This is a genomic window from Mycobacterium intermedium, from assembly GCF_002086275.1.
GTDB lineage: Bacteria > Actinomycetota > Actinomycetes > Mycobacteriales > Mycobacteriaceae > Mycobacterium > Mycobacterium intermedium.
The window spans coordinates 112611-136950 of record NZ_MVHT01000001.1 but is presented as its reverse complement, the minus strand read 5'-3'; the positions used below and the strand labels follow the sequence as shown (position 1 = coordinate 136950).

The following is a 24340-nucleotide window of genomic DNA, read 5'->3' as shown; positions in this document are numbered from 1 at the left end:
GCTGTGGCATTCTGCGTGAGTGACCAATGCGCCGGTGGGTGCGCCATCGGGGATTGTGACGTTCCTGTTCACCGATGTGGAGGGTTCTACCCGTCGGTGGGAAGCCGATGCCGAGGCGATGCGGGCCGCGCTGGCTCAACACGACCAAGTGCTCCGCGGGGCGATCGAGGCTCACGGCGGCTGGCTCTTCAAGCACACTGGTGACGGGGTGTGCGCCGCGTTCGCCTCGCCGCGCTGCGCGGTCGACGCGGCGATCACCGCGCAGTTGGCCCTCGAGTTGCCGGTGCGGATGGGATTGGCGACGGGCGAAGCGGAGCTGCGCGACGCGGATTACTTCGGCGCCGCGCTCAACCGCGCCGCGCGCGTGATGGCCGCCGGGCACGGCGGGCAAGTCCTGCTGGCCGATTCGACGGCAGGTTTGCTGAGCGGGGTCGACCTGTTGGACCTAGGCTTGCGCCGGCTGCGGGACATACCGACGCCGGTGGGGGTGTTCCAAGTGCGGGCCCCCGGAATGCGCACTGACTTTCCCGCGTTGCGGGCCTTGGATTCCAGCCTAGGTAATCTGCGTCCCGCTTTGACGAGTTTCGTCGGGCGTGAGGCCGTGGTGGACCAGGTGCGGTCGGCATTGAAGGTCCATCGGCTCGTGACGCTGACCGGCGTCGGCGGGGTCGGCAAGACCCGGTTGGCACTGGAGGTCGCGGCGTCGTTGTCGGACGAATTCGCGGACGGGGTATGGCTTTTCGAGCTGGCCGCGGTGACCGACCCGGGTGCCGTACCCGACGCCGTGGCCGCGGTTCTCGGGATTACCCAGCAGCCGGGTAGGAGCGTGGCCGACAGTGTGGCCGTCGCCCTGGAAGGCAGGGTTCGGTTGTTGGTGTTTGACAACTGCGAGCACGTGCGAGATGCGGCGGCCGACTTGGCCGAGGCGATCCTGGCGCGGTCGGCGAGCGTGCGCATCCTGGCGACCAGTCGGGAGCGGTTGGAGGTTTCCGACGAACAATTGTGGTCGGTGCCCTCACTAGATGTCGGTGACGGCATCGACTCAGCGGCCGCGACCTTGTTCGTCCAACGCGCGCGCAGTGTTGCGGCGGACTTTTCGGTAACCGGCCCAGCAGACGCGGCCGCGGTCGTCGAGATCTGCCGCCGCCTCGATGGGATTCCGCTGGCAATCGAACTGGCCGCCTCGCGCATGTCGTCGATGACGCCGATCGAGGTGCGCGATCGACTCGACCACCGCTTCCGGTTGCTGGTCGGGTCCCGACGCGGCTTGGGCCGCCATCAGACGCTGCGGCACGCCGTGGCGTGGTCCTATGACCACCTCACCGCCACGGAAAAGGCGCTGCTGGAAAGCTGTTCGGTGTTCACCGGCGGCTTCGACTTGCAAAGCGCCTGTGCCGTATCAGGATTAGTCGACGATGACGACGCCGACGCCGACGCCGACTATGCCGTCCTGGACCTGCTGGACGCGTTGGTCGGTAAGTCGCTGCTCGTTGTCGAGCGGCGATCCGGACGCACGAGATATTCGATGTTGGAAACCATTCGGGAATTCGCCGAGGAGCAGCTCGTCACCCGCGGGGCGGCGCCGGAGGTTCGCGACGCCCATGCCCGCCACTTCGCCCGGCGAATCATCGAAATCATGAACGTCTGGGACAGCCCTGAGCAGCGCGAGGCCTACCGGTGGTTCACCGTAGAATTGGCTAACCTGCGCACCGCCTTTCGGTGGTCCGCCGACCACGACGATCTCGACGTCGCCGCCGCAATCGCCACGTACGCGGCCTTTCTCGGCTATTCGATCGACAAGTTTGAACCAATTTCCTGGGCCGAAGAAATTCTGGAGCCGGCCGCGGCGGCCGGTCATCGCAGTCTGACATTCCTGTGTGTGATGGCGTCGATGTGCTATTCAGCCGGGCGGCTCGTGAAGGCCGTGCAGTACGCCGACATGGCTGAGCAGTTGATCAACGATGGCGGCGACCTCCCCTACGGCATCCACGGCTGGCCTAGCGGCGCGTTTACCGTCAGTGGCTCGCAGCGCGGAATTGCTTTGAGCCGTGCTCAGTTGGCCCGCCAACTGGACAGCCACACCATCACGTGGGGATGCCTCGTCATGGCATTGTCAATCGCAGGCCCTAACGACGAAGCGATGGCACTGTGCGACGGACTCGTCGAGGCCGCTGAGGCCACCCGTAACCCCATGGCGTTGTGCTTCGCGTTATTGGCGGATGGCTTCGCCTTCCGTGATACCGAACCTGTCCGTGCCTTGACGGCGATGCGGCGTGGGCTGGTGGTAGCACAGGACACCGGCAACCAAAGCGCCGTCTCACATTTGGCGGCCGTACTGTGCCGCGTCGAATACCAGCACGGCGACCCGTTGGCCGCGCTCGACTACTTCTCCCTGGCGATCCAGAATCATCACGAGGCGGGCAGCACCGCGATGATCAGCACACCGTTGGCAATCCTGGCCGCATTCCTAGAGCGGATGGGACGCCACGAGGCCGCCGCCACCATCGCGGGTTGGGCGTTCAGCCCCGTCACCTCGGCGTCCTTCCCTACCCTCAACACCACGATCGCGCACTTGCGCGAGGTACTGGGTAACGATGCCTATGAACGGTGCGCCGCTGAAGGTGCGGGGATGAACATGGCCGCGATGGCGAACTACGCCTTCGACCAGATCGACCAGGCCCGAGCGGAATTGTGCCCGAATTAGCAGATCGCTGACGCGGCAAGTGGTTCGAAGCCCAGCGCGCTGGCCCTGGCATGCAACTGTGCCATCCAGTCGGCGTGGCCGGTGTGATCCCCGCGGGCCTTGGCGAGTAGGCCGCGGAGGCGCAGCAGCGTCAGTTCGTGTAGCACATAACCGGGATCGGTTGGCACAGCGGCAAAACGATCGATGACCAATTGCGCCTCCCGTAGGTCTGCCTCGGTTCCGCGACCGATTAGCGCTTCCACCAAAGCGGTGACGGCCAACCACAACCAAACCAAGTCACCCGAGGCGTAGTCATCGTCGACAATCTTGCCGGCCAGCTCGATGGCCCGCTCCCAATCTCCCTGCCGCGCCAGTTGTCTCGCCATCTCGTGGTCGACAATCGTGCCGGCTAAACCGACAAAGCGTCCCTTCCTGGCGGAGTCTCGGACCTTGGCCAAGGCCGAAACACCCAACTGCACCTGCGAACCACCATGATGAATCTGCGTCATACCGTGGGTTAGCCGCGCAAGATTCAAGATTGTTTCGTCACCCCGTTCGTCGGCTAGCCGCAATGCTTCGGCCGTGCTCTCCAAAGCACTCGCATCGGCAGGGCACGCACCGAACGGGATCGCCAACACATATTTGAACAAGAGCGTCATCAGATGAACGGTTGCGTCGATCGGGGCAGCCATGGCAACGGCGGCGTCAGAGTCGGCTTGCCATCCCGGGATCCCGAGACGCATCTTGACAAAGCCTCTGAGGCTCAACGTCACTGCCAAGGGTGACGCCAGGACAAAAGCGCCTCTAGCTGCGTCGCCGTCGGCGATCTCCACCGCGTAATCGGCCCATTGCAACGCTTTTCGCGCTTCACCGGCCTCACTCTTTGCATACACACCGGCGTATAGCAGACCGACAGTCAGCGTCGGATCGCCGATCGATTCCAGGAGCGCGGCGAACTCGTCGGATAACTCCGCCGCGTACCGAGGACGACCGTTGGCTGCGACGGCCATCAAGACACCCGCGATGCCCATCGCCAGGGACACGTCATCGTCGGAGGCAGCACAAAGCTCGCGCAGTTCGTCGAAGCCGATATCCCCGGCGCCACCGACCATAAACGCGGTGGCGCACAACAAGGTCCGCGGCTCGATCTGCTTGCGCACCCGGTCCGGGTCGTCGACCGACAAGCGATCAGCGACCTGGCTGGCACGCTGCCAACTCGTTCGGGCGGACGCGAGATCGCGATGGTTCGACCAGGCTCCGGCCCGCATGTGCCAGTCGAAGGCCGCGCGCAGGTCACCAGCGGCTTCCAGATGCTCGGCGATGAGGGCGGCGTTCTGCTCGACCCAATCGGGATCGCGCTCTTGGATGACAGCGGCCACCCGCCGATGCCGTTCGGCACGTTCGGCTTTCAGCTGCGACTCGTAGGCGACCGTACGGACCAGCGGATGCCGGAACGCATATTCGGCATGCGGGGTGAATTGGACCTGATCGATCAGTTCGACCTGCAGCAGGTCCGCAAGGGCGACCGCCACATCGACGCCGCCGCCGATCACCGTGTTGAGCATGTCCGGGGCGAAGCGGGCTCCGATGATCGCCGCGGCATGCAACACCTGCTTGGCGGGTACCGGCAGGCGATCGATGCGGGCGGCAATGGTGGCCTGCAATGTGCTGGGCAGGGTGATGGTGGCCGCCTTCTCGCGACACACGTACTGGCCGCGGTGCCCCGCCAGCACACCACGGCCATCGAGGTCTCGGATGATTTCCTCCGCGAAGAAGGGGTTTCCGAGTGCTTGCTCGGCGACCTGCTCGGCGACGCCGTCCACCGACGGATCGTCACCCAGTAGCTCGCGGACGAGGGCGCGCGTCTGGGCAGTGTTCAACGGCGACAACGAGATCGTCTGCCCTCCCGATGGGCGAGAAAGGGGACCATCGTATTCGGGCCGATAGGTGATCAGCACCAGCGCCGAGGTCTGCGGAACGACGGTCACGAATTCGGCGAACATCGCCTCGCTGGCTTCGTCGATCCAATGCACGTCCTCAATGACGTAGACCGCCGGGCTGCTGCGAGCCAGCGCCGCCGCGTTCAGCAACGCGGTCAGCCGGCGCCCTCGCGCGTCGGGCGTGATGGTGGGCAAGGCAACCGCGGGGTCGCCGATCCCCAGCAAGTCATCGAGCAGCAGCAAGTCTTCTGCATTGGCACCCGGGATGCGAGCGCGCACGATCGTCCGCGCCACATCGGCGCCTACCCCGCCGATTCCGAACACCGCCCGAAGCAGTCGAGTCACCACATGGAAGGGGACATCGCTGGTGTGCGATTCGCAGTAGGTGCTGAAGACTTCCACGCAACGCTCGGCGGCCAAGCGGGTCGCCTCGGAGACCGTGCGGCTCTTGCCGATACCGGGCGCGCCGACCAGAGCGACCACGCAGCCATCGCCACCCATCGACTGATCGAGGATGCCGCTCAAGGTGTTCAGCTCCCAGACCCGGCCCACCAACGTCGGCTCTTGACGTCCTCGTCGCGCTCGCTCGTCGTTCACTGCCAACAACCGACGGGCCGGAATCGGGACGTCAGATCCCTTCACTTTCACCAGTTCGGATTCGCCGAGGACCGCCGCGTGCTCGACGAGTAGCGCGGTGGATTCACTGACCATCACTCCACCCGGTGGCGCCACTGATTCCATGCGCTGAGCCATGCCGACCTGTTCGCCAATCGCCGTATAACCCGCCGAGCCGGAACCGATTTCACCGGCGATCACCTGGCCCGAGTTGAGCCCGACCCGCAGCAGCAGCGAGATACCAAGTTCGCGCTCGAACGACGGGGCCAAACCGTGCATCTCGGCCTGGATGTGCAACGCCGCGAGACAGGCGCGCATGGCATGGTCCTCGAGCGCGGCCGGGGCACCGAACACCGCCATGATGCCGTCGCCGGTGAATTTGTCGACGGTGCCGCCGTAGCGCTGCACCGCACTCGCCGAGAGTTCGAATACCTGCGTCATAACCTCGCGCAACCGTTCCGGGCCCAGCAAGGCGGCCAGCTTCATCGAGCCGACGACGTCCGCGAACAACACGGTGACTTGTTTGTACTCGGCCGGTTGGGCACTCCGCGCGCGTGGCTTGCCGCACTCGCCGCAGAATTTCGCGGTTGCGGTCAGTGGACTCCCGCAGGAGGCGCACAAGTCACCCACGACCGTTATCGTGCCACGCCCGTGCGGGGTTGATAAGAAATCCCGCTATAGACCTATCGGGGTGAGCATGGCATCCCCGAGCGCACCATAAGGGGTCTGCGACGTCGTGCACCGTGAGTTATCGGCTGCGATGGCTGTGACCACTAGCGAATCGGCGCCGCTGACATCCAAATCGATACGTTCGGTGTCCGTTCTGCGAATGGTGAAGACCTTTACTACGTTGCCGTTTACGGCGACGGTCGCCTTCACCGCGAGTTCTGCGGGGGTGTGCGGCTGCAATCCCGCGACCGCCTTGAGCCGCGCAAACATGCCTCGCAACCGGTACGTTGTTGTCGCCGGCCTACCCGAGCAGCCAACCCACATTCCGGTCGAATTCCGGTAATTGGTGCCCGCCAGCGTGGCATTGATGGGTTTGCCGTTCGGTCCGTCGGAGTTCTGGGCTTCGAATTGCTCATAAAGCGGTACGCTCGCTGGACCCGTGCTTGTCAATGTCGTCGACGAGGTGATCGTGGAGCGTTGCGGGGCAGAGCGCCGCTCAGTTGTTTCACATCCGCCCAGCACCGAAATCGCCATGATTGCGATGATTATGCGAGCAGCCAGACGACGAAACACTCGTCAACTGTATCCCTCCGCAGGGCGACGCCAAACCCATCCGTCAAGTTAATTTCCGGCATGCTTTGCGCCCGACGTGTAGCTACAACGCTTGTCCCTCAGAGCTGGGCACAAAGCCACCCGCTCCGATCTTGTGACTCATGTGACGGATGAGATTGCGGCCCACCGCCGATACGCCGCTGACCCGCACACCAAGGATCCTTCAAGGATCCTCCAAGCGCCCAGGGACAGCCTGTGGACTGGCAACAACTACGTAACGGTGCCAATCCAAATCCATCACGACGATCCAACTTTCACCGGTGGTTCAAGTCCGCTGATCCACATCGTGGTCGTCGAAAGGGGGACACATCATGACCGATATTGCGCACAATCTGCCGACGACCACGAGGGACGAATTGGCCTCGTTGAGCCCGCTTTTCGACGCTCTGGCCGAGGTCGCGGTGGCCGGTGAGGTCCCGGGACCCGGCTTGCTGGCACGCGTCAGCGAAGCTCGGTACCTGCTGGCGTCACTGGCTCTCGACCCCAAGGACGGTGAGCCGTATTCGCGGTCCATCCTGCGAGCCGACGACCAGGTCGAGATCATGCTTGCGCGCTGGCGTCCCGGACACAGCTGCGCCCCGCACGACCACGGCGGCGCCAGCGGATTCGTGATCGCGGTCGAAGGAATGTTCCATGAACGTCGATTCCACTGGGAAGGAACGCAACTGGCTGTCACCGAAGGGACCATGCGGCACGAAGGCGAAGCCATCCCGATCTCACCCGAGGACATCCACGACATGGCGGCCGAAACGGCCGGATTGACCCTGCACTTGTACAGCCCACCACCGCCCGGCATGCGCGTTTTCGACCTCGAGCGATCCGAAGTTCTTGAGCTCGTCGGCAATTACGGCGCCTGGATCCCCGACGGTGAGCACGCCCGGGTTCCCTTTGCCGACATCGCACCCCCGACAATCCCCCAAACCCAAGGCAAACCCGTTATTTGGGTCGGTCACACCACTCGATACCGCGGCGGTTCGGCCGAATTCGCCGTGGCGGCGGCCACTATGGGGCGCGAACTCGCCGCCGAGCACCGCGACGCCGAGGTCATTGTCTCCGGAGTGCATCGCAAGGCCGACTTCGAGGCCGAGCTCGGCCGCCTGGCGCGCTCCGGTCGAATGATCAGGCAGCTACATCTGATCAGCCATTCGGGCATGTACGGCCCCATGTTCGGTTCAACGGACTGGCCCGAGCAGTTCTCGCCGCACGAATGGCGCGCCATGACGATTCCGTTCGCTTCCGACGGACGCGCCTACTTCCACGCCTGTCGCACGGCGCGCTGGTTTGCGCCCTTCTTCGCCGAAGTATTCGGGGTGCCGTCGTTCGGCAATTACAACTACACGACCGTGTCGACTCGCAAAGACCGGTTCGCGTGGGCCGGTCGTCGCCCGACGACCCGCCGCAACCTCTACATGATCGCCGCGCCCGGCAGGAAGTCTCATGGCTTGGCCGGCAGCGTCCGCAAGTATCTGGGCTGCGCCGCCGAGCCAATGGTGGAAAGTCACCCCACCGCAACGCAACCGGAACGCTCCTACGATCGCGTGGCCGACCTGTACGATCGCGCGTACTCCGATATTCGCGTCCGCGAAGCCGAATGGCGGTGGCTGGCGGGTCGAGTGGCCGACCTGCGCGGCGACCTAGGCCGGCCCTTGCGTGTGCTGGAAATCGGCTGTGGCAATGGGGCTTTGCTGCGCGCACTGGACGACAACGGCGACATCGACTTCGCCGTCGGTATGGACAGCTCCGCCGGCATGCTCACCCGGGCGCGCGAACACAGCCGAGACCGCGCCCGCCTGCGCTTCGTCAAGGTCAACGGTCCGCTGCTGGACGTACCCGACGATCACGTCGACGTGGTCATTTCGTTCCTGTCGTTCCGCTACCTGGATTGGGACCCGGTCATGGCCGAGATTCGGCGAGTCCTGGCTCCCGGCGGCAGGTTGTGGGTGGTCGACATGGTGCAGCAACCGGCGCGACTTCGCGAACTGCCCGTGCTTACCAGATCGGCTGTCGCGCACCTGCGGACGCGGCGGGCGAGGCCCGAGTTCGTCCGCGATCTGGCCGCCCTGACACGACACCCGGAGTGGTTGAACATGCTGCAGCACAACCCGATCCGAGCTGAGCACGAATACCGCTGGTATTTCGGCAGCCGCTTTCCCGGCACCCAGCCGCAGACATTGACGGCGACCATGTCGGCGCGGGTAATGGCGTTTGATTCCGGACCTCTGGCCAAGGGCCAGACCGCCCCACTCTCCTACCCGTGATGCCCAGGTACCCGAATTCCTGCCTGGGCATTGTCGACTGGGGCATCGGCGGTCTGGGCTTGGTAAAGACCTTGGACCGGTTGGCTCCTGGACTTCCGATCTTGTATTGGTCGGACGCCGGCGCCACCCCATACGGCCTGATGACCGCCGACGAGTTGACCGATCGCTTGATTACGGTGGTCAGCGCCCTCGCCCAGCGTGGGGCCACCGAGGTGGTGCTGGCGTGCAACGCGGCCAGCACCGTCGTCGAACGGCTGAGCGCCGCCCCGGTGCCGGTCGAGGGCATCATCACCCACGGGTTGGCCTCCGTCCCTGAAGACCTCGCGTCGATCGGTGTGGTGGGCGGGCACCGCACCATCGACGCGGGCCGCTACCGGCGCGGGCTCGCCAGACCTGGCCGGAAAGTGCTGTCCCGAGTGGCTCAACCCTTGTCCGCACACATCGAGGCCGGCCGAGCCGGTTCGCCACAGTTCCTCGCCGATCTGACAAGGATTCTCGCCCCGCTGCACGACGTGGACGCGCTGGTGCTGGGCTGCACGCACTACCCGGCCGCGAGCCCTTGGTTCGCGGCTGCGCTGCCGAATGCCCTGTTGATCGACCCCGCCGAACGGATGGCCGCCGCGGTCGCCGAGCGGCATCCTGAGGCCCGCGCGTCAGACTGGCCGCGGTTAGCCGAGCGCAAGTTCCTCACCACCGGCGATCCCGAAGCGATGCGGCGCGGGGCTTTCCACGCCTGGGGCATAGTGTTACCGGCCCATGCGGACCAAGTGCTCGGCGAACATCGCGTTGATCAACGGCGCCTGACCGCATAGGGACATCAAACCGCTTTTCGCCAAACCTCGACCGCCTGTTCCGCCGACGTGGCGAGCGGCTGGGAAGTGTCTATCCGGAACGCCTCGTCCCACCCGCTCGGCCGAGCGGCCAACGCTGCGGCGATCTCGGGTGTTGCGTCGGAGTTGCCCGCCGGCCGGGTCACGATCCTGTCGGCGGTCATGTCGATCCCCGCCGCACACATGATTTCGACTGGCTGAGAATGTGTTTCAGTAGCGATACGCCGCGCTTCTGCACGCCAGTGCGGGTGTCGCCAGGTGCCGTCGAGGATCACCGAGCGGCCGTGGTCCAAGCACATGCGAGCCCGGCGCAGCACGATCTCGTAGACCGTCGCGACATTGTCGGGACTGTACAGTCCCGAGTCCAAAACACCAGGCTCCCCGCTGATGATGCCCGTCTCCAGCAACTCCCGTCGTACGTTGTCGGTCGAAATAACCTGCGCCCCAACCTGTTCGGCAAGTGCACGCGCCACGGTCGACTTGCCGGTGCCGGGGTTACCCCCGACCAGCGCCAACCGCACGGCGCCGGCCTGCAAGTGCCCGGTCGCGAGGCCGAGATGCCGCACCGCGTCCGCCGCGGCGGCCGACCCACCCTGCGTCACCCGCACACACTCGACCTTGGCCCGCACCACGGCGCGGTAGGCGATGTAGAAGTGCCGCAACGACGACGCCGACTCATCCCCCGAGTACGCAATGTAGCGCTCCATAAAGTGGTCACCAAGGTCCCGGCGCCCCAGGAACTCCAGATCCATTGCGAGGAAAGCGGCGTCATCGATCTGATCGACGTAACGAAGTTGGTCGTCGAATTCCATGCAGTCCAATAACGCCGGTTCGCCGTCGACGACGAAGATGTCGTCCGCGAGCAGGTCACCGTGGCCGTCGACAACGCACCGTTCGTCTATCCGGTGCGCGAACAGATGCGCACGACCCGAGATGTATTCGGTAGCAAGACGCTCAATCCGGTCGATCGATTCTTCGGTGACCCCTGGAATCGTTTCCGCGTATCGATGAAGTTCCCACAGGTTGTCTCGCCAACGTTTGCCCACTGCACCGGCCTCGCCCTGAGCGTCGATTGACTCGCCGCGCAGGGCATTCCGGTGAAAATCGGCCAGCACTTCGGCAACGCGGTCCAGCACCCCCTCGACACTCTCGCCGCGGGTGACCATGGACGCCAAGCGATCCTGGTCGCTATAACGTCGCATCACGACGATCGGCTCGGCGGGACCTCCGGTCGGGTCGGTGAGTTGGGCGACGCCAAGGTAACTGCCGGGCGATAACCGGCTGTTCAACTCCACTTCGCGTCGGCAGGCTCGCTCGCGCTGAGCCGCCGTGCGGAAGTCGACGAAGTCCGTGAGGACAGGCTTTTTCACCTTGTACGCCCGGTCGCCGGCGAAGACCACCATCGCCGTGTGGGTTTCCCGCGCATCAAAGTAAGGCACGGCGGCCGTCGCCGTTGACACGCCAGGCGTGTCGGCGGTCATCGTTACCTCCATGGTCTTCATCTTGGCCGGGGCGCCCACCTGACAAAGCGGCCAAAGGGCCGCTCAGCTAATGGCCGAAAGTCCCAACGTCTTCCAACGCAACGGCCGAGGCATCGGCAATCTGAGTCGGTTCGGCAACCTGCTCGAACAGTGTCTCCACGTCCTCGCGCTCGCAGGCCGCCGTCCCGGGCGTCATCAGCATGGCCGCACCCGCTGCGATTCCCAGGCGCACCGCCTCGACATACGACCAGCCGCGACTAAGACCCACTGTAATGGCGGCGACCATCGCGTCACCTGCCCCGACGCCGCTCCCCGGTGGCATGGGAACCGCCGAGAAGCGGTGACTCGCATCTCGTGTCGCCAGTAACGCTCCTTGGTCAGCCAGGGACACCACCACAACCTCGGTACGGCCCGTTTCAATCAGTTCATGCGCCGCGGCCAGTAGCTCCGACTCGGTAGCCAATTCGCATCCGAAGCACTCCCGCAGCTCGCGCGCGCTCGCCTTGAGTAGAAACACCCCCGAAGAGATTTGCTGCAGGCCTTCCCGGGAGGTGTCCAGGATCAGCCGTGCACCCACCTGGACGCAGATGTCGGCCACCCGCTGATAGAAGTCTGCGGGCACACTGGGAGGCAGGCTTCCGCTGGCCACGACGAATTCCGCTGACGATGCCGCCTTCCGAAGCCGGTCCAGGCATTCTGTCTGTTCCGCCACGGTCAAGTGGGGACCCGGTAGCACGAATCGATACTGCTCGCCGGTGCTGGTTTCGTTGACGGTGAAGCTCTCTCGCGTCGACCCAGCGATGGGAACCTCGTCGTAAGGCACTCCGGCCTCCCGGAGCATCCGGGTGATGAGACCGCCGGCCGGTTGGCCAACGGCGAAGACCGCCAACACCGGCGCACCGAGGACGTGGGCGATCCGCGCGACGTTGATGCCGCCGCCGCCCGGGTCGTAGCGGGGGGACTCGCAGCGCAATTTCCGTGTCGGGCGCACAACGTCGACGTTCGAGGTGATGTCGAGCGCTGGATTCATGGTCAAGGTGACAATCCGCGCCAGGTCAGCCCGACCGACGACTGAATGCTCCATCTGCACGCTCCCCGACAGTTTGCGCATGTTGATTTGTGGACCAATTCATCCGATCAGCCAGCCGCGGGGCAAAAATAGGGACCGAAGTCCCCGGTCTGAGAGCCCGTGGTCCGCTCGGGCACGACGTTGGTCCTTCGAAAACGGGACTTTTGGCACGGCCCCTTGCGCGGCCACCTTGATTAGCGTCATTGTCATGCGCATCGGGCTGCACAGCAGGCGCGATGACGATGAGAGGGGTAACGATGTCCGCAGACGATGACGGGGTCACCATCCTGTCCGAGCGCGAATGCTGGGATTTGCTGAAGTCCGTGCCCCTGGGCCGGTTGATCACCAGCGTCGACGATCACCCCGACGTCTTCCCGGTGAACTTCGTCGTTCAGCGCAAGACCGTGTTGTTCCGAACCGCACAGGGCGCCAAGTTGGTCTCCGCCGCGATCAACAAGAACGTCGTGTTCGAAGTCGACGACCACAACGCCTCCGAGGCATGGAGCGTGATCATCAGGGGCAGGGCCCGCTCGCTGCGGTCCGACGAGGAGCTCGAAGACGCCGAGAGCGCCCACCTACAGTCATGGACGGGCAGCGACAAGCCGCACTATGTCCGCATCCTGCCGGACATGGTCACCGGCCGTCGGTTTCAGTTGGGCGCCCCACAACTGGAGCAGTCGGTTCCCACCTAACCGGGCGACGCCACAGTTCGGGTGATTTCCTCCACTGCCGTGCGGACCACCTCGGGCACCGCGGCCGCGACCGGCTGCGTCAGGCCGGGCCCGTGGCCGGTGTCGACCACGTCGACGGTGAACACCACCAGCGCATCGGGCGCTCGACCAAGCGCCTGAGCCAGTGCGTGCGCGCCGACGATATCGACAGTGTGCGAACTCAATCCGGGGGAAGCGGCGATGTCGCTCAATGCGCAGCGACGGATGCGGCCCGCGGTTGCGGGCGTTGCGACCGCGGCGTCGATCACCAAGGCCAACCGCGCACCCGACCAGTGTTCGACCAGACTCATCGGATCCGTGACGTCGGTCAGCACCTGAACGTCGTTCGGCGCCACTGCTTTTAGCGCGCCCCCTAACGCTTCCTTCAGCGCCACGGCCGCGGCAATGCCGACGCCGTCGTCGCGCCGATACGGATTGCCCAGCCCGATGACAACGGTCGTCATCGCCGCTCCACCGTCAGCGTCAAGAAGTGAGTCGAACACGAAATGCAAGGGTCGTAGTTGCGGATCGCGTGTTCACACAGCTTGGTCAGCTCGTCGTCGGAGAGGTCGAGATTGCCGGAAACCAAACGCGCCAAATCGGCCTCGATCGCGGCCTGGTTCTGCGAGGTGGGCGGAACGATCGTCGCCTCGGAAACCAGCCCACCCTCGTCTATGCGATATCGGTGATACAGCAAGCCCCGGGGTGCCTCACTGACGCCGTGTCCCACGCCCGCGCGCGCCGGAACATCGACGAACGGCCTCGCGGGACGCTGGTATTCGGCGATGATCCGCAGCGCCTCTTCGATCGCATAGACGACTTCGACGGCCCGAACAATGATGCTGCGGAACGGGTTTCGACAGCCCGCCCCGAGCCCAGCCCGAGCCGCAGCCTCCGCCGCGATCGGCGACAGCGCCGACGAATTCAGCGTGAACCGCGCCAACGGACCGGTCAGATATCGGTGGCCGTCCAGTGTCGCGTGCAAAGCGGTGGAGTGCGCCACCTGCGACTCCACCACGTGATCGGTGAAATCGGCTACGGCAAACGGCTCGCCGGCGCTGCGCGCGATCACGCCGTTCTCGATCGGATAGCGGTCGCCCTGGCTCAGCGCCAGCATCTGGTGTTCGAATTCGAAGTCGGGGAACTCGAACCCGGCCACCCACTCGACGGTGGCCAGTGCGTCGTCCAGTGCCCGCCGCAGTTGTTCGGTGATCTGACGGAACTCCGAACGCGGTGGCGCCGAATAGAATCCGCCCACCCGGACGTTGATCGGGTGTATCGCGCGTCCTCCGACGAACTCCATCAGCTGGTTGCCCGCCTTTTTCAGCGACAACCCGCGTTCGACCGCTTCCCGGTGGTCACCGGCCATCCCGATAATGTCGTGGTGGCCGAGGAAGTCGGGCGCGTGCAGCAGGTAGATGTGCAGGACATGGCTGTGGATCCATTCGCCGCAGTACAGCAGCCGCCGCAGCGCGAGGATGTCCGCGTCGAGCTCGACGCCGCAGGCGTCCTCGATCGCATTGCACGCACTGATCTGATAGGCGACCGGGCAGATTCCGCAGATTCGCGCCGTCAGGTCGGGTGGCTCGGTATGGGCGCGTCCGCGCAGGAAAGCTTCGAAGAAACGCGGCGGCTCATAGATGTTGAGCTCGACACGTTCCAGCGTTCCGTCCTTCAGCGCGACGTGCAGCGCCCCTTCACCTTCCACGCGGGTCAGCGTCTTGACGCTGAGCGTGCGGTTAGACGGCGTCACTGCTGGCTCCGCTCGGCGGTGAAACTGGCGACGTTGAACGTGGAGAACACCCGATCGACCTCGGCGTCGGACATCCCGTCTCGCCGCAACAGTGGGATCAGGGTGGCGGTTCTCGGTGCGGCGGACGGGCCGAAGCAGCCGAAGCAGCCGCGATTGTGCCTGGGGCACAACGCACCACAGCCAGCGTGGGTGACAGGACCAAGGCACGGGGTGCCCTCGGAGACGACCAGACATGTCACACCGCGCATCTTGCATTCGGTACAAACGGTCTTGTCCGGCAGCTTTGGTTTGCGTCCGATCAGCAGTGCCGCAAGGGTATCGAGTAGTTGCCGGCGGTCGATCGGACAGCCATGTAGCTGGTAGTCCACCTTGACGTGTGCCGCCGCCGGCGTGGACGTCGCCAGCGTGTCGATGTACTCCGGGTGGGCGTACACGACCGAGGTGAATTCCGCGACATCGGCGAAGTTTCGCAGTGCCTGCACTCCCCCGGCCGTGGCGCACGCGCCGATCGTGACCAGCACCTTGGACTGGTCCCGGATCTCGCGGATGCGTTGTTCGTCATGCGCGGTGGTGACCGAGCCCTCGACCAGCGAGACGTCGTAGGGCCCGCCGACCACCGCACTGGAGGCCTCCGCGAAGTTGGCGATCTTCACTTCCTTTGCGATGGTGAGCAATTCGTCCTCGCAGTCGAGCAACGTCAGCTGGCAACCGTCGCAGGAAGCAAATTTCCACACTGCCAACGAGGGCGGGCTCATCTAAAGCTCCTTCACTTGCAGCAGCGGGCCGGCGACGTCGTAGCTGACGACCGGACCGTCGCGGCACAGCAGTAGCGGACCCAATTGGCAGTGCCCGCACCAACCGACGCCGCACTGCATGTTGCGTTCCAGCGAAACCCGAATATCCTTTGGCGCCAGCCCTTTCGCCACCAACACCTCGGCGGCGGAGCGCAGCATCGGCTCCGGCCCGCACAAAAAAGCGGTGGTGCGATCGGGTTGCAACGTCAGTCGTTGCAGCGGCTCGGTGACCAAACCGACCTCTCCAGTCCAGCCGCGGGTCGGGGCGTCGACGATCAGATGCACGTCGATCTGCGGATCGTCGACCCACTTCTCGATTTGCGCGGCAAACACGAAGTCCGACCGGGACCGGGCACCGACCACCAGCTTCAGCTTGCCGTAGCGCGCTCGTTGGGCCAAAGCCCCCAGGATTGCCGGGCGCAACGGACACAACCCCACTCCCCCAGCGACCATCACCAGGTCGCGTCCGGCGGCCTCGTCCAATCCCCAGGTGGTGCCGAACGGGCCGCGCACGCCCACGATGTCGCCGGGTTGCGAATCGTGCAGGGCGCGGCTGACCGCTCCGACCGCACGGATGGTGTGGGTGATCGACCCATCGGTGACCGAGGGATCGCCGCTGATCGAGATCGCCGCCTCGCCGACCCCGAACGCGTAAAGCATCATGAATTCGCCCGGGGCCGGCGGCCGCAACACCTCGCCGACCGGCTCGAGACACAACGTGGCCGAATCGGGGCTTTCGACCAGACGGGTGCGGACGCGATACGGAACCGGCGCCATGCTCACCGGCACGGCGACGCGGGACGCCTGGTCAGTCATCGTCGGCCGTCCCGGCCATCTTGTTCATCTCCTCGGTGATATCGATGCCCGTTGGACACCAGGCGATGCATCGCCCGCAGCCCACGCAGCCCGACATGCCGAACTGGTCGTGCCAGGTGCCCAATTTGTGGGTCAACCAGTGTCGATAGCGCGATGCCCCCGAGCGCCGGACACTGCCGCCGCCGTGAACGTAGGTGAAATCGAACTCGAAGCATGACGCCCAATGCCGCCACCGCTCGGCGTGCTCGCCGGTGAGGTCACTGACGTCTTCGGTGCTGGTGCAGAAGCAGGTGGGGCAAACCATCGTGCAATTGCCGCAGGTGAGGCAACGACTGGCCACCTCCTCCCACTGCGGGGACTCGCGGGCGTCGATCAACAGGTTGCGCAGATCCGTCTGCGGCATCTGCCGACCCATGTGGTGTGCCGCATCCTCCACATCGGCACGGGCACAGTCGATTTCCTCGGCGCTGGCCGCCCGGCGCGGAATCTCGGCGAGCACCTCGGCGCCTTCCGGGGTGCCGACCTCGACGAGGTAGCTCGGCGGCTGTCCCCCGCTGCCGTCGACGCGCTCCGTCAGCGCCAAGTCATAGCCGGGCCCGGCCGCCGGCCCGGTACCCATCGACGCGCAGAAGCACAATCCGCCCGGCTCGGTGCAGTTGACCGCGACCACAAAGATCTGCCGTCGGCGACCGACAAACGCTTGATCCGGGTAGTCGCCGCGGCCGAGCACCCGGTCGAGGGTCGCGATCGCGGCCAGGTCGCATCCGCGCACCCCGATGAATGCGCAGGGCCGTTCGTCCTCGGTGTCGGGCTCGGTGCCGCCATCGCGGGTACCGGCCCACAGCCGCTGCCGCGGCGGATGCAGAAACTGCTTCCACGACTGCGGCCCGGCCGAATGTCCGAAAGCCGCGTCGTCGTCGCGGCGGCGCACCCGATACCGGCCCGGGGCCACGTCGACGCCCCAGCCGTGTGGAAGATCGGCTGCCGACTCGAGTTCGGCGAGCACTATCGCGTTGTCGCGCAACATCGGGCCGATGACCCGATAGCCCCGTTCGATGAGCAGGTCGACGAGGCGAGACAGGCCGGCGGAGTCCAACATCGATGGATCGTCCACGCGATATCCCCTCAGCGCCGTCAGTGAGTACCTGCCAGGACCATCATTGACCTCTGGGCTGCGGGTAGCCAGGGCCATTCGGCCCTGGGATCGGGGGCCGCTGGTACATCGTGCGAACGGACCGGTGAGCGGAACACCTCTCCCCGTCGGCGAGCCGGCGTGGCAAGGTGTTGCTCGTGTCTACATCCTCCGCATGGCTCGCCGACGTCGAACAGGACCTGCGTGAAATCAGCACTCCGGCAGGGTCTTTACGTTATTACGACTGTGGTTCCGGCCCGGTGCTGCTGTTCCTGCACGGCTCCGGCCCCGGGGTGACCGGCTGGCGCAACTTTCGCGGGATATTGCCCACCTTTGCCGAGCACTACCGCTGCCTGATCCTGGAATTCCCCGGTTTCGGGGTCAGTGACGATTTCGGCGGCCACCCGATGGTCACCGCAAATCGCGCGGTGGTCCCCTTCCTCGATGCGCTCGGGGTGGACAAGGCTCACGTCGTCGGCAACTCGATGGGCGGCGGCGTGGGCATCACCTTCGCCATCCACAACCCGGACCGGATCGGCCGGCTGGTGACCATCGGCGGAATCGGCACCAATCTCTTCAGCCCCAGTCCCAGTGAGGGCATCCGGCTGCTGCAGGAGTTCACCGAGGACCCCACCCGGCAACGGCTGGTCGACTGGCTCAAGTCGATGGTGTACGACCAGGCCCTGGTCACCGATGAGTTGGTGGAGGAACGCTGGCAGCTGGCCACCGACCCGGAGACGTTGGCAGCCGCCCGCCGGATGTATAGCAAGGCCGCGTTCGCCGCGATGATGGCGGCCATGAACGCCTCGGATCGGCCGATGCCGTGGGCGCTCATGCACAAGGTGTCCGCGCCGGTGCTGCTGACGTGGGGCCGCGACGATCGGGTGAGTCCGCCCGACATGGCGCTCATCCCGATGCGCACCATTCCGAACGCGGAGCTGCACGTGTTCCCCAACTGCGGCCACTGGGCGATGATCGAGGCCAAGGAGGCGTTCGAAAGTGCGGTCTTGGCGTTCCTGTCCCGGGGCTAGTGGCGATCGCAAGCGCGGCGGAGCCGGGCGAAGCGGGTCGCCACCATTAGGCCGGTGGCGATCGCAAGCGCGGCGGAGCCGGGCGAAGCGGGTCGCCACCATTAGGCCGGTGGCGATCGCAAGCGCGGCGGAGCCGGGCGAAGCGGGTCGCCACCATTAGGCCGGTGGCGATCGCAAGCGCGGCGGAGCCGGGCGAAGCGGGTCGCCACCATTAGGCCGGTGGCGATCGCAAGCGCGGCGGAGCCGGGCGAAGCGGGTCGCCACCATTAGGCCGGTGGCGATCGCAAGCGCGGCGGAGCCGGGCGAAGCGGGTCGCCACCATTAGGCCGCTCAGCGCTGAGTCGCTCCCGCGTCGACGGGCAGCGTAACCGCGGTGATGTAGCGCGCCTCGTCGGAAGCCAGGAACAACGCCGCATTGGCGACATCGACCGGGTTCACCCAGGGGACGCCGAGCATGTTCATCCGGCGCGCCGCCTCGGCGAATTCGTCCCGGGTGGGCGGGCGGTCCAGATCGGGACGAAACGCGCCGCTGACGGCCTCGTTCTGGATCATCGGGGTGTCGACGTTGGTGGGGTGGACACAGTTCACCCGCACGTTGTGCGGGGCCAATTCGTGGGCCAGCGCGCGCATCAGGCCGACCACACCGTGCTTGGCCGCGGTGTAGTGCGCGACGCCGACCAGTCCGCGCAGTCCGGCGATGGAGTTCGTCAGAACCACCGACCCGGCGCCCCGCTCGATCAGATGCGGCGCCGTCGCACGGCAGGTGTGCCAAACCCCGGTGAGATTGACGTCCAGCATTGTGCGCCAGGTGTTTTCGCCCAGCTGCAGTGTCGACCCACGTGAGGTGATCCCAGCCGTCGCACACACCACGTCGAGCCCGCCGAACCGCCGAACGCCGCGATCGGTGGCCGACTGGACTTCGCCGAGATCACGCACGTCCACGATCTCGGTGTGGATTCGCGCGCCGGTCTCGGTGACCAGCCGGGCCGTCTCCTCGAGGTCGTCGGGTGTCGCGGGCGGGATGATCACCGTTTCGATCGGACCGCAGATGTCCAGCGCCACAATGTCGGCGCCTTCTTGCCCGAACCGCACGGCCTGCGCGCGCCCGATCCCCCGCGCCGCGCCGGTGATGAGGGCGATTTTTCCTGCTAGCCGGCCGCTCATGTCGTCTTCTGCGTCAGGCCGGCGTCGACGACGAGTTGCGTCCCGGTGATGTAGCGGGCCAGATCCGAGGCCAGGAACAGCACGGCGTTGGCCACGTCGGTGGGCTCGACCCACGGCACCGGAAGTAGGTTGCGCGCCATCAGCACCTCGGCGGCGTCGGCCGCCGTCGGGTTCTCCAGGTCGGGGCGGAGCCGCCGGAATGTCTTCTCGTTGAGCACCATCGGCGTTGCCACCGCTCCGGGATGCACGGTGTTGACGCGGATGCCGCTGGGGCCCAGCTCGTTAGCCAGGGTGCGCGCCAGCCCGACGACGGCGTGCTTGCTGGCGGTGTAGTGGGCGGCGTTGGCGCTACCGCGAATTCCGTTGGTGGAACTGATGATGATCACCGATCCACCGTCCGGGCCGATATGCGGTACACCCGCCTTGACGGTGCACCACACGCCGGTCAGGTTGATGTCCAGCGTGCGTTGCCACACCGTCGGGTCGAGTTCCCAGACGGGCGCCCCGGGCGTGTGGATGCCGGCGTTGGCCAGGACGACATCTAGGCGTCTCAACTGTGCGACCGCGCCGTCGACGGCGGTGGTGACGGCTTGCAGGTCGGCGATATCGGCCAGTGCCGTCACACAACGGCGGCCGCGGGTTTCGACATCGGCTGCGGTGCTGCGCAACTCGTCGGCAGCCGCTTCCGCGTCCAGGGCGATGACGTCGGCGCCCTCGTCGGCGAATCGCTGGCAGTGCACCCGGCCGGTGCCGCGGGACGCTCCGGTGACGAGTACGACCTTGTCGCGCAACCCGCTCAGCATGGCTTCTTGACGAATTCAAAACCTTTGTAACCGGCGTCGGCGATCTCGGCGCAGATGTCGTTGTAGGCCGCGAAGCCACCGACGAACAACATGAAGCCGCGGGGCTTGCCGGGCACATTGGCGCCCATGTACCAGGAATTGGCCTTGGTGAACAATGACGCGTCGGCACGCCGGGCCAGTTCGACGCCCCAGCCGTCCACCGCGTCCCGAGTTGGTTCCATGGCGGCGTAGCCGTGGTCGTCGAGGTAGGCGATGGCGTCGGCGATCCAATTCACATGCGCCTCAGCGTGTAACACCATGTTCGCCAGCACGGCCGGTGCTCCCGGCCCGGATATGACGAACAGGTTGGGGAAGCCGTCGACGCCGAGGCCCAGGTAGGTGCGCGGTCCATGCGCCCAGTTGTCGCGGAGCAGCTCACCGCCGCGGCCGACGATGTCGATCTTGCCCAGCGCTCCCGTCAGCGCATCGAAACCCGTTGCAAACACGATCATGTCGAGGTCGTAGTGCTGCTCCGTGGTGTTGATGCCGGTGGCGTCGATCGATTCGATCGGGGTGGCGCGCACACTGATCAGTGACACGTTCGGCTTGTTGAAGGTCTCAAAGTAGTTGCTGTCGGTGCAGATTCGCTTGGTGCCGATCGGATGGTCGTTCGGGATGAGCAAGTCGGCCAGGACCGGATCCTTGACGACGGCGCGGATCTTCTCTTCATAGAACGCGCGCGCCTCGTCATTGGCCGCCAGGTCGGTCAGTTGGTCCGGGAACGTCTTGGAGTACAGCACTCCGCCTAGTTGCCAACGCTTCTCGAATGCCGCGCGGCGCTCCTCCGGGCTGTATTCCATGGTCGGCTTCGGCGCGGTGATATGCGGTGAACCGCCTCCGCTGCGCCACGACAGCCGGCGCCGCTCGGCGTAACCGGCCTTGATCTCGGCGAGTTCCTCCGCCGTGAGCTTCCGGTTGCCGGCCGGCACACTGAAATTGGGTGTGCGCTGAAAAACGTAGAGCTGCGCGGCTTGTTCGGCGATGATCGGAATCGATTGGATGCCAGACGATCCGGTGCCGATTACCGCGATCCGCTTGTCGGCGAAATCGACCGGCTCATGCGGCCAGTGCGCGGTGTGGTAGACCTCGCCCGCAAACGTGTTCAGGCCGGGAAATTTCGGGGTGAGCGCGTCGGACAGTGGGCCGGTGGCCATCAGGCAGAACCGCGCCGTGAACGCCTGTCCGTCCCCGGCGGTCAGCGTCCATTGCAGCGTGGTTTCGTCCAGGACCGCCGAGGCGACGCGCGTGTTGAAGACGATGTCGCGGCGTAGGTCGAGCTTGTCGGTGACCCAGTTCAAGTAGCTCAGAATCTCGGCCTGGGTGGCGTACTTCTCCGTCCAGTTCCACTCCTGCTGCAGTTCGTCGGAGAACGAGTAGCAGTAGTCCACGCTCTCGACGTCACAGCGCGCGCCGGGATACCGGTTGTAATACCAAGTGCCACCGACTTCGGGCGCTGCTTCCAGCACTTTCACCGACAGGCCCTGTTCGCGCAGCTTGTGCAGCGCGTACAGACCGGCGAATCCGGCGCCGACCACGACAGCGTCCAGAGTCTTCCCACCGTTCACCCCACTCACCGTAGAACCTTCAGTGAAATTCGGACGCATTTGGTCCGCTGAACGGGATCGCCGGTGAGTCCGAAGGCGGACTGCGGTAAACCAGACATGAGCCCAAACACGTAAGGACGGCAGCATGAGCGAGCGGGTACTCGATCGAGTAGTGGCCATGGCGGACCAATTGCGCGAGCAGGCTGCCGAGGCCGAGCGGATCGGTCGACTCACCGACGACACGGTCAAGATGATGAGATCCGCCGGCTTGATCCGGCTGCTGCAGACCAAGCAGTACCAGGGTTTCGAGGTCCACCCGCGTGAGTTCGCCGAGACCACGATGGCCACCGCGGCGCTGGACCCGTCCGCCGGCTGGATCGTCGGGGTGGTGGGCGTACACCCCTACCAGTTGGCGTATGCCGACCCGAGGGTCGCCGCCGAGATCTGGGCCGACGACGTCGACACCTGGATGGCTTCGCCGTACGCGCCGCAGGGGGTGGCCCGGCCCGTCGACGGCGGTTACATCTTCAACGGGCGCTGGCAGTTCAGTTCGGGCACCGACCATTGCGACTGGATCATCCTGGGAGCGATGCTCGCGGACCCCGAGGGTGTGCCACTGATGCCGCCGCAGATGCTGCACATGATCCTGCCCCGCAAGGACTACGAGATCGTCGAGGACTCGTGGAACGTGGTGGGACTGCGCGGCACCGGGTCCAAGGATGTCATCGTCAAGGACGCGTTCGTTCCGGCCTACCGGACGATGGATGCGACGAAGGTGATGGACGGCACCGCCCAGCGCGAGGCCGGGATGACCGAGCCGCTATACCTGATGCCGTGGTCGACGATGTTCCCGCTCGGCATCTCCGCGGCCACCATCGGCATCGCCGAGGGCGCGTTGGCTGCGCACCTGGACTACCAGCGCGAGCGCGTCAACGCCACCGGCACCGCGGTCAAGGATGACCCATACGTCATGTACGCGATCGGGGAGGCCGCCGCCGACATCAACGCCGCACGCCAGGAGCTGCTGGCCAACGCCGACCGCATCTACGACATCGTCGCCGCTGGAAAGGAGGTTTCCTTCGCCGACCGGGCGGCCGGCCGCCGCACCCAGATCCGCGCGGTATGGCGGGCGGTGTCGGCGGTCGACGAGATCTTCGCGCGGTCCGGCGGCAACGCTGCACGAATGGACAAACCGCTGCAGCGGTACTGGCGCGATGTGCACGTCGGGCAGCTGCACGCCATCCACATGCCCGGAACCACTTACCACGCCTCGGCGCTGAGCTCGTTCGGCGTCGAGCCTCCGATGGGTCCGTTGCGGGCATTGATTTAGGAGTTCGATCGTGAGTGACCTGAAAAGCCTTGGCTACATCACCGTTTCGACGGCCGACATCGAGCGCTGGCGGCATTTCGCGTTCCGCGTCCTAGGTTTTGCCGAAGGCAAGGGACCCGACCCGTCCGCCCTGTACTTGCGGATGGACGAGCGTGCGGCCCGGATCATCGTTGTGCCCGGCGAGGTCGACCGCGTCGTGACCGTCGGTTGGGAGGTCCGCGACCGCGCCGCCCTGCAGCGGGTCAAGGCGACCCTGGACGCCGCCGGTGTCGCCTTCAAGGAACTGTCCCAGCAAGAGGCCGACGCCCGTCGCGTCGAGGAAGTGATCACCTTCGAAGATCCGGCCGGCACCACGCTGGAGGTGTTTCACAGCGCGGTGTTGGACCACAGCCCAGTCGTCACGCCGTTCGGCGCCAAGTTCGTGACGGGCGATCAGGGCTTGGGACATGTCGTCGTGCCCGCCCGGGATCCCAATGGCTTGTTCGACTTCTATACGGAGGTGCTGGGCTTTCGATCCCGCGGCGCCTTCCGGATACCGCTGCCCGCGGAGTTCGGCCCGATCCGGGTCCGGTTCCTCGGGATCAACCCGCGACACCACAGCCTGGCGATCTGCCCGGCGGTTCAGCAGCGCGACCCGGGACTGGTGCACGTCATGGTCGAGGTCGACACCCTTGACGCCGTCGGTCAGGCGCTGGACCGCGTCAACGCCGAAGGCTTCACGGTGGCATCCACCCTGGGACGCCACACCAACGACAAGATGGTGTCCTTCTACGTCCGCGCGCCCGGTGACTGGGATATCGAGTTCGGCACCGACGGCATGCGGGTCGACGAAACCTATTACACAGCAGAGGAAATCACCGCCGACAGTTACTGGGGCCATCAGTGGATCCCGGAACCGCCTGCGGCAATGCGAATGTGAGGGCTGTCGTCGCGCCGCGCGCGGCGCCTCATACGTCGCAGAATTCCGGGGATGTGTCGAGCTGCCCGGCTTTCAGCGACAAGGTGCGGCATCCCGGCGCCCCGCGGGCGCAACCTCCCGTTACCCAAGTGACAGAAGGGATTTAGCC

The 24340-nt window shown here is 65.6% G+C and carries 19 protein-coding genes; 7 read left to right on the top strand and 12 right to left on the bottom strand.

Annotated elements, in window-relative coordinates; translation table 11 throughout:
* Window positions 1-19 precede the first annotated feature (19 nt).
* On the top strand, window positions 20-2704 hold the full coding sequence (locus tag BST27_RS00455) for an ATP-binding protein (protein ID WP_232007353.1): 2685 nt from the start codon (window positions 20-22) through the stop codon (window positions 2702-2704).
* Here BST27_RS00455 and BST27_RS00450 read toward each other — a convergent pair.
* Both BST27_RS00450 and BST27_RS00445 read right to left on the bottom strand, forming a co-directional pair.
* On the bottom strand, window positions 2701-5868 hold the full coding sequence (locus tag BST27_RS00450) for an adenylate/guanylate cyclase domain-containing protein (RefSeq protein WP_232007354.1): 3168 nt from the start codon (window positions 5866-5868) through the stop codon (window positions 2701-2703). The genes BST27_RS00455 and BST27_RS00450 overlap by 4 nt on opposite strands.
* Before the next feature lie 45 nt (window positions 5869-5913).
* Window positions 5914-6441, bottom strand: a complete 528-nt coding sequence (locus BST27_RS00445; protein WP_069420622.1) for an NPCBM/NEW2 domain-containing protein — start codon at window positions 6439-6441, stop codon at window positions 5914-5916.
* Between the two features lie 389 nt (window positions 6442-6830).
* Between BST27_RS00445 and BST27_RS00440 the strand changes: the two genes are divergently transcribed.
* Together BST27_RS00440 and BST27_RS00435 are read left to right on the top strand one after the other, a co-directional pair.
* Window positions 6831-8777 carry a methyltransferase domain-containing protein gene (locus BST27_RS00440; protein WP_069420623.1) on the top strand — a complete coding sequence of 649 codons (1947 nt, stop codon included), beginning with the start codon at window positions 6831-6833 and terminating at the stop codon, window positions 8775-8777.
* Window positions 8777-9589, top strand: a complete 813-nt coding sequence (locus BST27_RS00435; protein WP_069420624.1) for a glutamate racemase — start codon at window positions 8777-8779, stop codon at window positions 9587-9589. Before BST27_RS00440 ends, BST27_RS00435 begins: the two co-directional genes overlap by 1 nt.
* A gap of 5 nt (window positions 9590-9594) precedes the next feature.
* Here the strand turns inward: BST27_RS00435 and BST27_RS00430 are convergent, their stop codons facing one another.
* Together BST27_RS00430 and BST27_RS00425 are read right to left on the bottom strand one after the other, a co-directional pair.
* Entirely contained in the window at window positions 9595-11088 is a 1494-nt protein-coding gene (locus BST27_RS00430) for a bifunctional aminoglycoside phosphotransferase/ATP-binding protein (protein ID WP_232007355.1), read from the bottom strand.
* Window positions 11089-11155: 67 nt separating this feature from the next.
* Window positions 11156-12172 (bottom strand): 1-phosphofructokinase family hexose kinase, encoded by a 1017-nt coding sequence (locus tag BST27_RS00425; protein WP_069420643.1) that lies wholly within the window; start codon window positions 12170-12172, stop codon window positions 11156-11158.
* A gap of 242 nt (window positions 12173-12414) precedes the next feature.
* Between BST27_RS00425 and BST27_RS00420 the strand changes: the two genes are divergently transcribed.
* On the top strand, window positions 12415-12849 hold the full coding sequence (locus BST27_RS00420; RefSeq protein ID WP_069420625.1) for a pyridoxamine 5'-phosphate oxidase family protein: 435 nt from the start codon (window positions 12415-12417) through the stop codon (window positions 12847-12849).
* Here BST27_RS00420 and BST27_RS00415 read toward each other — a convergent pair.
* From BST27_RS00415 to BST27_RS00395, 5 genes are read right to left on the bottom strand one after another with little or no spacing between them, the layout of a single operon-like run.
* Window positions 12846-13331, bottom strand: a complete 486-nt coding sequence (locus BST27_RS00415) for a hydrogenase maturation protease (protein ID WP_069420626.1) — start codon at window positions 13329-13331, stop codon at window positions 12846-12848. The two genes, BST27_RS00420 and BST27_RS00415, sit on opposite strands and share 4 nt — an antisense overlap.
* Window positions 13328-14620, bottom strand: a complete 1293-nt coding sequence (locus BST27_RS00410; protein WP_069420627.1) for a Ni/Fe hydrogenase subunit alpha — start codon at window positions 14618-14620, stop codon at window positions 13328-13330. Before BST27_RS00410 ends, BST27_RS00415 begins: the two co-directional genes overlap by 4 nt.
* Window positions 14617-15375, bottom strand: a complete 759-nt coding sequence (locus BST27_RS00405) for an NADH-quinone oxidoreductase subunit B family protein (protein WP_069420628.1) — start codon at window positions 15373-15375, stop codon at window positions 14617-14619. Before BST27_RS00405 ends, BST27_RS00410 begins: the two co-directional genes overlap by 4 nt.
* On the bottom strand, window positions 15376-16230 hold the full coding sequence (locus tag BST27_RS00400; RefSeq protein WP_069420629.1) for an FAD/NAD(P)-binding protein: 855 nt from the start codon (window positions 16228-16230) through the stop codon (window positions 15376-15378). It lies immediately after the preceding gene.
* Complete coding sequence (locus tag BST27_RS00395) at window positions 16223-17329, bottom strand: 4Fe-4S dicluster domain-containing protein (protein WP_069420644.1); 1107 nt, start codon at window positions 17327-17329, stop codon at window positions 16223-16225. The genes BST27_RS00400 and BST27_RS00395 overlap by 8 nt, the downstream gene beginning before the upstream one ends.
* A gap of 191 nt (window positions 17330-17520) precedes the next feature.
* Here BST27_RS00395 and BST27_RS00390 point away from each other — a divergent pair, with 191 nt between their 5' ends.
* The gene (locus BST27_RS00390) at window positions 17521-18393 is read left to right on the top strand and encodes an alpha/beta fold hydrolase (RefSeq protein ID WP_083148360.1); all 873 of its coding nucleotides are present in this window, start codon (window positions 17521-17523) and stop codon (window positions 18391-18393) included.
* 330 nt (window positions 18394-18723) lie between these two features.
* Here BST27_RS00390 and BST27_RS00380 read toward each other — a convergent pair whose 3' ends face one another.
* Genes BST27_RS00380 through BST27_RS00370 form a run of 3 tightly spaced genes read right to left on the bottom strand, consistent with a single transcriptional unit; the run spans window position 18724 to window position 22003 of the window.
* Complete coding sequence (locus tag BST27_RS00380; protein WP_069419222.1) at window positions 18724-19557, bottom strand: mycofactocin-coupled SDR family oxidoreductase; 834 nt, start codon at window positions 19555-19557, stop codon at window positions 18724-18726.
* Window positions 19554-20357, bottom strand: a complete 804-nt coding sequence (locus tag BST27_RS00375; protein ID WP_079219977.1) for a mycofactocin-coupled SDR family oxidoreductase — start codon at window positions 20355-20357, stop codon at window positions 19554-19556. Before BST27_RS00375 ends, BST27_RS00380 begins: the two co-directional genes overlap by 4 nt.
* Window positions 20354-22003 carry a flavin-containing monooxygenase gene (locus tag BST27_RS00370; protein ID WP_170062250.1) on the bottom strand — a complete coding sequence of 550 codons (1650 nt, stop codon included), beginning with the start codon at window positions 22001-22003 and terminating at the stop codon, window positions 20354-20356. Before BST27_RS00370 ends, BST27_RS00375 begins: the two co-directional genes overlap by 4 nt.
* An 85-nt stretch (window positions 22004-22088) precedes the next feature.
* Between BST27_RS00370 and BST27_RS00365 the strand changes: the two genes are divergently transcribed.
* Entirely contained in the window at window positions 22089-23273 is a 1185-nt protein-coding gene (locus tag BST27_RS00365; RefSeq protein WP_069419225.1) for an acyl-CoA dehydrogenase family protein, read from the top strand.
* Window positions 23274-23283: 10 nt separating this feature from the next.
* A complete protein-coding gene (gene bphC, locus BST27_RS00360) occupies window positions 23284-24192 on the top strand; it encodes a biphenyl-2,3-diol 1,2-dioxygenase (protein ID WP_069419226.1) in 909 nt (302 codons plus the stop codon).
* The last annotated feature ends 148 nt before the right edge of the window (window positions 24193-24340 follow it).